Raw genomic sequence first — 7,640 nt, forward strand, 5'->3', positions numbered from 1 at the left:
CGCACTCTGGCTGGTGAGGGTGTGAACGTGTTCCTGGAGGTGGGGCCGGGAGGTGTGCTGGCCGCGATGGCCGAGGAAACCCTCGAAGAGCACGAGGAGTCCGGCACGCCGCGGCTGGTTCTACCGCTCCTGCGTCAGGATCGTCCCGAGCCGCAGTCCCTCACCACCGCACTGGCCCAGGCCTACGCCCACGGCACTGGCGTCGACTGGACGGCGCTGCTGCCCGGCGGGCGGCAGGTGGAGCTGCCCACGTATGCCTTCCAGCGCCGGCGCTACTGGCTGGAAGAGGACCACCGGGCGGCGACTGATCCCGCAGCACTGGGGCTGTCCGAGGCTGGTCACCCGCTGCTGGGTGCGGCCGTGCGCCTGGCAGACGAGCAGGGTGTCGTGCTGACCGGGCGGCTGTCCCTGCGCACGCACCCATGGCTGGCCGACCACGCCATCGGCGGCACGGTGCTGTTCCCGGGGACCGGGTTTGTGGAGTTGGCCGTGCGGGCCGGGTGCGAGGTCGGCTGCCCGCGGCTGGAGGAGCTGATGTTCGAAGCCCCTTTGGTCCTGCGCGACGAGGCTTCCGTGACGGTTCAGGTCCGGGTCGGTGCGGAGGACGAGGCGGGGCGGTGGCCGGTGAGCGTGCACTCGCAGAGCGGGCCGGACGAGGAGTGGACCCGGCACGTCAGTGGGGCGCTCAGCCAGGCCGCGGTGACCGGCTCCGTCGAACTCGGCGCCTGGCCGCCTCCCGGAGCGACACCGATCGAACTGGACGGTTTCTACGAGGCATACGAGCACCGCGGGTACGCCTTCGGCCCTTCCTTCCGGGGCCTGAGGGCGGCGTGGCGGCGCGGGGACGACATCTTCGCCGAGGTGTCCTTCCCCGGGCAGGAGCAGGAGGCGGCGGAGAACTTCATCGTGCATCCGGCGTTGCTCGACGCCACCCTGCACGCGGCGCTGGCCACCGCCGGTGGCCGTACCGGTGAGGGCGGCGATGACCAGGTCCGGCTGCCGTTCGCGTGGACCGGCGTGTCCCTGTTCGCCACAGGTGCGGCGAGCGTACGAGTGCGGCTGTCCACGGTCGACGCGGACGCGCTGTCCGTACATGTCACCGACACCGAAGGCCGGCCCGTGGCCTGTGCGGACGCGCTGGTCTCCCGGCCCGTATCGCCCGACCAGCTGCGGCAGGCGGCCGGGCGGAACCACGACGCACTGTTCGAGCTGGAATGGGATCCGGCTCCGGCAGTCGGCACGCCTGAGGCCGGTGTCTTCTGGACATGGTTCGGCGACGACCATGTACCGCATGCGGAGACCCAACCGGAATACGTGGTGTTGCGCTGTACCGACGCCAGTTCCGGCGGACTCACCGAGCAGGTGCACGAGGCCATGGGTGAGGTCCTCGCGGCGCTCCAGGCCTGGCTGGCTGATGAGCCCTCTGCCGGTTCGCGCCTGGTGGTGCTGACGCGCAATGCGGTCGCGGGCGTCGGCGAGGGCGAGCGGCTGAATCTCGTGCACTCTCCCGCGTGGGGTTTGGTGCGGTCGGCGCAGACGGAGCATCCGGGCCGGTTCGTTCTCGTCGATGTGGGTGAGGGGGATGACTGGGAGGCGGTGCTGCCTGCGGCGCTGGCCACGGGTGAGCCGCAGGTTGTGGTGCGCGGTGGCCAGGTGTGGGTGCCGCGTCTTGCCCGGGTGACGGCCACGGAGGAGCCGGCCGTGCCCCCGGCCTGGGATGCCGAGGGCACGGTGTTGATCACCGGGGGGACCGGGGCGTTGGGCGGTCTGCTGGCCCGTCATCTGGTGGAGAAGTACGGGGTGCGCCATCTGCTCCTGGTGAGCAGGAGCGGCGACCGGGCAGCGGGGGCGTCCGAACTGCGCGAGCACTTGGAGAAGAGCGGGGCCGACGTCTCGGTCGTGGCATGTGACGCCGCCGATCGGGAAGCGGTCGTCGAACTGGTGGCGAAGATCCCGGAAGAGCACCCGCTCACAGCCGTCGTGCATGCGGCGGGCGTCGTGGACGACGCCGTGGTCGGTTCGCTCACCCGACAGCGGCTGGAGGCGGTGCTGCGGGCCAAGGCGGACGCGGCTGTGAATCTTCATGAGGCGACCCGCGGCCTCGACCTGACCGACTTCGTCCTCTTCTCCTCCGCCGCCGGTGTCTTCGGCAACGCGGGCCAGGGCAACTACGCCGCCGCCAACACCTTCCTGGACGCCCTCGCGCAGCACCGCCGGTCCGAGGGACTGCCGGGCGTATCGCTCGCCTGGGGCCTGTGGGCTCAGAACGGAGGCATGACGGGGCAGCTGGCCGACGAGGACCTGGCCAGAATCTCCCGCCGCGGTCTGGAACCGATCACGTCCGAACAGGGACTCGCCCTGTTCGATCAGGCCCTCCGCACGGACCGGGCACAGCTGCTGCCCCTGCGGTTGAACTCGGACGTGCTGCGAGCGCAGGCAGGCTCAGGGACCCTGCCCGCCCTCCTGCGCACGCTGGTCCCGGCCCCCGTCCCCGGCATGCGGACGGCTGGCCACCCCGGCAGCGCCACCGACGGGCCGTGGTCCCTGGTACGCCGGCTCGAGAACCTGTCCGGGCCGGAGCAGGAACGCCTGGTGCTGGACCTGGTCCGTGGCCATGTGGCGACGGTACTGGGACACCCGTCGCCCCACAGCGTCAAGCCGGAACAGGCATTCGACGACCTCGGCTTCGACTCGCTGACAGCGGTGGAACTGCGCAACCGGCTCGGCGCCGCCACCGGGCTGAGCCTCCCCTCGACCCTCGTCTTCGATCACCCGTCCCCGCTCGCGCTCACCGCGTACCTGCGGACCGAGATCAACCCGCCACACATCGACGACACAACACGGGTGCTGGCCGAGCTGGACCGGTTCGAGACCGCCCTGTTCGCCATGGACCCGGACGACGACGCCACTCTGCGGATCACCAGCCGGCTTCAGACGGTGATGGCCAAGTGGGACCGGCTGCAACGACGCGACGACACGGAAAAGCGCGCGGAGAAGCGCGCGGTGAGCCATCGGCTGGAAAACGCGACGGCGGAAGAGGTCCTCGACTTCATCGACCGCAGCCTCGGCAAGAAGGGGGACAGCTAGACATGACTAGTGACGAGAAGCTGGTCGAGTACCTCAAGTGGGTCACCGCTGATCTTCATGAGACCCGAGAACGGCTCATGGAGCTCGAGTCCGGCAGCCACGAGCCCATCGCGATCATCGCGATGAGTTGCCGTTACCCCCGTGGCGTCAGCTCCCCCGAGGATCTGTGGGGGCTTGTCGCATCCGGCACGGACGCCGTAGGCCGCTTCCCCGAAAACCGGGGCTGGGACGTCGAAGGGCTGTACGACCCAGATCCGGACCAGCGAGGAAAATCCTCCACGCGCGAGGGCGGCTTCCTCTACGACGCCGATGAGTTCGACGCCGCGTTCTTCGGCATCAGCCCACGCGAGGCGACCGCGATCGACCCGCAGCAGCGGCTGCTGCTGGAGACCTCCTGGGAGCTCTTCGAACGGGCGGGCATCGCTCCCGACTCCCTGCGCGGCACGCGAACAGGCGTCTTCGCGGGCGTGTCGTACGACGACTACGGCATGCGGACGACCCCCAGGTCCGGGGACTACGAAGGTCTGCTCGGCATCGGCAGCGCGAGCAGCGTCGCCTCCGGCCGCATCGCCTACACCTTCGGCCTCGAGGGACCGGCCGTGACAGTGGACACGGCGTGTTCGTCGTCGCTGGTGGCGCTCCACCTCGCCTGCCAGTCCCTGCGCAGCGACGAGAGCACGATGGCACTCGCAGGCGGGGTCGCCCTCATGGCCTCGCCATCGACCTTCGTCGAGTTCAGCCGGCAGCGGGTGTTGTCTCCGGACGGGCGGTGCAAGGCGTTCTCGGCGGACGCTGATGGTGTCGGCTGGGGCGAGGGTGTCGGGCTGATCCTGCTGGAGCGGTTGTCGGATGCCCGCCGGAACGGGCATCAGGTGCTGGCGGTGATCCGCGGCAGCGCGGTGAACCAGGACGGTGCAAGCAATGGGCTTACGGCGCCGAATGGGCCGTCGCAGCAGCGGGTGATCCGCGCTGCACTTGCCAGTGCGCGTCTTGATGCCGGGGACGTGGATGCGGTGGAGGCGCATGGCACGGGCACCGCGTTGGGGGATCCGATTGAGGCGCAGGCGTTGCTGGCGACGTATGGGCAGGACCGGCCGGTGGATCGGCCGTTGTGGCTGGGGTCGGTGAAGTCGAATATCGCGCATACGCAGGCGGCGGCGGGTGTGGCGGGTGTGATCAAGATGGTGTTGGCGCTGGGGCAGGGGGTGTTGCCGCGGACGTTGCATGTGGGGGAGGCGTCGCCGCATGTGGACTGGTCGGCGGGTGCGGTGGAGTTGCTGACCGAGGCGCGGGAGTGGCCGCGGACGGGGGAGCGTGCGCGTCGGGCGGGGGTGTCGTCGTTCGGGATCAGTGGGACGAATGCGCATGTGATCGTGGAGGAGGCTCCGGCGGGTGAGGTTGTGGCCCGGGAGGTTCCTGTTCCGGGTGTGGTGGTGCCGTGGGTGGTGTCGGGGCGCAGTGCTGAAGCCCTGGCGGCGCAGGCGGGGCGGCTGGCGGAGTTCGTGGAGACGCACCCGCAGGTGAATCCGGTGGATGTGGGGTGGTCGCTGGCGTCGGCGCGGTCGGTGCTGGAGCACCGGGCGGTGGTGCTGGGTGCGGGCGGGGACCGGGGCGAGCTGCTGGCCGGGCTGCGTGCCGTGTCGTCCGAGGGTGTGGCGGGTGGGGTGCGTACGGGGTTGTTGTTGTCGGGGCAGGGTGCGCAGCGGGTGGGGATGGGGGCGGAGCTTGCCGGGGCGTATCCGGTGTTCGCCGATGCGTTGGGGGAGGCGTGCCGGGCGGTGGGTGCGGATGCCGGTGTTTTCGCTGATGGTGTCCGGTTGGAGCAGACCCGGTTTACGCAGGGTGCGTTGTTCGCGGTGGAGGTGGCGTTGTTCCGGCTGCTGGACAGCTGGGGTGTGGGTGTGGATTACCTGTTGGGGCATTCGGTGGGGGAGTTGGCGGCGGCGCATGTGGCGGGGGTGATGTCGCTGGAGGATGCGGGTCGGCTGGTGGCTGCGCGGGGCCGGTTGATGCAGGCGTTGCCGCCCGGTGGGGTGATGGTGGCGGTGCAGGCCGGTGAGGCCGAAGCCCTGCAAGCCCTGCAAGCTCTTCAGGAGTGTGGGGGGCGGGTGGATGTGGCGGCGGTCAATGGGCCGCGGTCGGTGGTGTTCTCCGGCGAGGCACAGGCGGTGGAGCGGGTGGTGGCCTGTTTCCCGGGGCGGCGCAGTCGCCGGTTGTCGGTCAGTCATGCGTTTCATTCGCCGTTGATGGAGCCGATGCTGGAGCAGTTCGAGGAGGTGGCCCGTCAGGTGGGTTACCGGCCGCCGAGGATTCCGGTGGTCTCCAATGTGACGGGCCGGATCGCGGGGCCGGGGGAGTTGGAGTCGGCGGAGTATTGGGTGCGGCATGTGCGGGCGGCGGTGCGGTTCGCTGACGGTATCCGCACTCTGGCCGGTGAGGGTGTGAACGTGTTCCTGGAGGTGGGGCCGGGCGGTGTGCTGGCCGCGATGGCCGAGGAAACCCTCGAAGAGCACGAGGAGTCCGGCACGCCGCGGCTGGTTCTACCGCTCCTGCGTCAGGACCGTCCCGAGCCGCAGTCCCTCACCACCGCACTGGCGCAGGCCTACGCCCACGGCACTGGCGTCGACTGGACGGCGCTGCTGCCCGGCGGGCGGCAGGTCGAGCTGCCCACCTATGCCTTCCAGCGCCGGCGGTACTGGCTGGAAGAGGACCACCGGGCGGCGACTGATCCCGCAGCACTGGGGCTGTCCGAGGCTGGTCATCCGCTGCTGGGTGCGGCCGTGCGCCTGGCGGACGAGCAGGGTGTCGTGCTGACCGGGCGGCTGTCCCTGCGCACGCACCCATGGTTGGCCGACCACGCCATCGGCGGCACGGTCCTCTTCCCGGGTGCCGGTCTGGTGGAGATCGCGTTGCGGGCCGGGGATGAGGTCGGCTGCCCCCGGCTGGAAGAACTCACTTTGGAGATGCCGCTGGTCATCCCCGAGGAAGGCGATGTCGCCCTTCAGGTCCGGGTCGGTGCGCAGGACGAGTCCGGGTGGCGGCCGGTGAGTGTGCACTCGCAGAGCGGGCCGGACGAGGAGTGGACCCGACACGTCAGTGGGGCGCTCAGCCAGGCCGAGGTGACCGGCTCCGTCGAGCTCGGCGCCTGGCCACCTCCCGGAGCGACACCGATCGAACTGGACGGTTTCTACGAAGCGTATGGGCGCCTTGGGTATGCCTACGGTCCCTCCTTCCAGGGCCTGCGGGCGGCGTGGCTGCGCGGGGACGAGGTCTTCGCCGAGGTGAGCCTCCCCAGCAACGAGCAGGAGGTGGCGGAGAACTTCATCCTCCATCCGGCGCTGCTCGACGCCGCCCTGCAGGCCGCAGGAGCTGGCGCCTTCTTCGACAGCGGTGGGGTCATGCGACTTCCGTTCGCCTGGAGTGGGGTCTCGGTTTTCGCGGCCGGCGCCTCCACCCTGCGGGTGAGGCTGTCCCCGGCCGGATCCGATGCGATGACTGTTGCCCTCGCCGACTTCACGGGTGCTCCAGTGGCCTTCGTCGATCGGCTGGTGATTCCGGAGATGTCACCGGACCAGCAAGAACGCGTCCGCGGAAAGGGGAAGGAGAAGCCCTTCGCCCTCGAGTGGGTCCCCCTGGCCGCGCCCGCCCACGAGTCGTCGGTTTCGTCGGAGCGGTGGGTGGTTCTTGGGGAGGGTGGTCTGGGTGGTCTGGATGCCGGTCAGCCGGTTGCGGAGTTCGTGGTGTTGCCGTGTGTGTCGGTGGAGTCGGGTGGGCTGGCGGGTGGGGTGCGTGAGTCGGTGGGTGGGGTGTTGGGGGTGCTGCAGGCGTGGCTGGCGGAGGAGCGGTTTGCCGACTCCCGGCTGGTGGTGGTGACCCGGGGTGCGGTGGGGGTGGGGGATCGGCGTGGGGTGCCGGATCTGGGTCATGCCGGGGTGTGGGGTCTGGTGCGGTCGGCGCAGACGGAGAATCCGGGCCGGTTCGTTCTGGTGGATGTGGACGACGCGGCTGGCGTGGCCGATGTGCTGCCTGCGGTGCTGGCCAGTGGTGAGCCGCAGGTGGTGGTGCGGGATGGTCAGGTGCTGGCGGCTCGTCTGGTGGCGGTGGGTTCGGGTGCTGGTGGGGTGCTGGTGCCTCCGGTGGGGGTGCCGTGGCGGCTGGATGTGTCGCGTCCGGGGGCGCTTGAGCATCTGGCGTTGTTGCCGTGTGAGGAGTCGTCGGCGCCGTTGGGGCCGGGTGAGGTGCGGATCGCTGTACGGGCGGCCGGGGTGAACTTCCGTGATGTGCTGCTCGCCCTCGACATGTATCCGGAACGCACGCCCATGGGCCGTGAGGCTGCGGGAGTGGTCACCGAGGTCGGTGCGGAGGTGACCGACCTGGCCCCGGGAGACCGGGTGATGGGCATGTTCCTGGGAGCTTTCGGGCCCACGGCTGTCTGCGATCGCCGTGCTGTCGTACCCGTCCCTGAGGGTTGGTCGTTCGAGCAGGCGGCGTCGGTTCCGGTGGCGTTTGTGACGGCGTATTACGGGTTGGTGGATCTGGCGGGGGTGCGGGCC

General features: G+C 70.2%; 1 protein-coding gene and 1 pseudogene. Both read left to right on the forward strand.

All coding sequences use genetic code 11. From position 1 onward, the window contains the following. Window positions 1-66: 66 nt before the first annotated feature. Window positions 67-2,742, forward strand: a pseudogene (locus AC07DF_RS41230) (type I polyketide synthase); the annotation flags it as partial. Window positions 2,743-2,948: 206 nt separating this feature from the next. After that, window positions 2,949-7,640: beta-ketoacyl synthase N-terminal-like domain-containing protein (locus AC07DF_RS41235; RefSeq protein WP_478982737.1), on the forward strand; the 4,692-nt coding region annotated here is incomplete at its 3' end.

It is taken from the genome of Streptomyces sp. NPDC044719, from assembly GCF_056433405.1.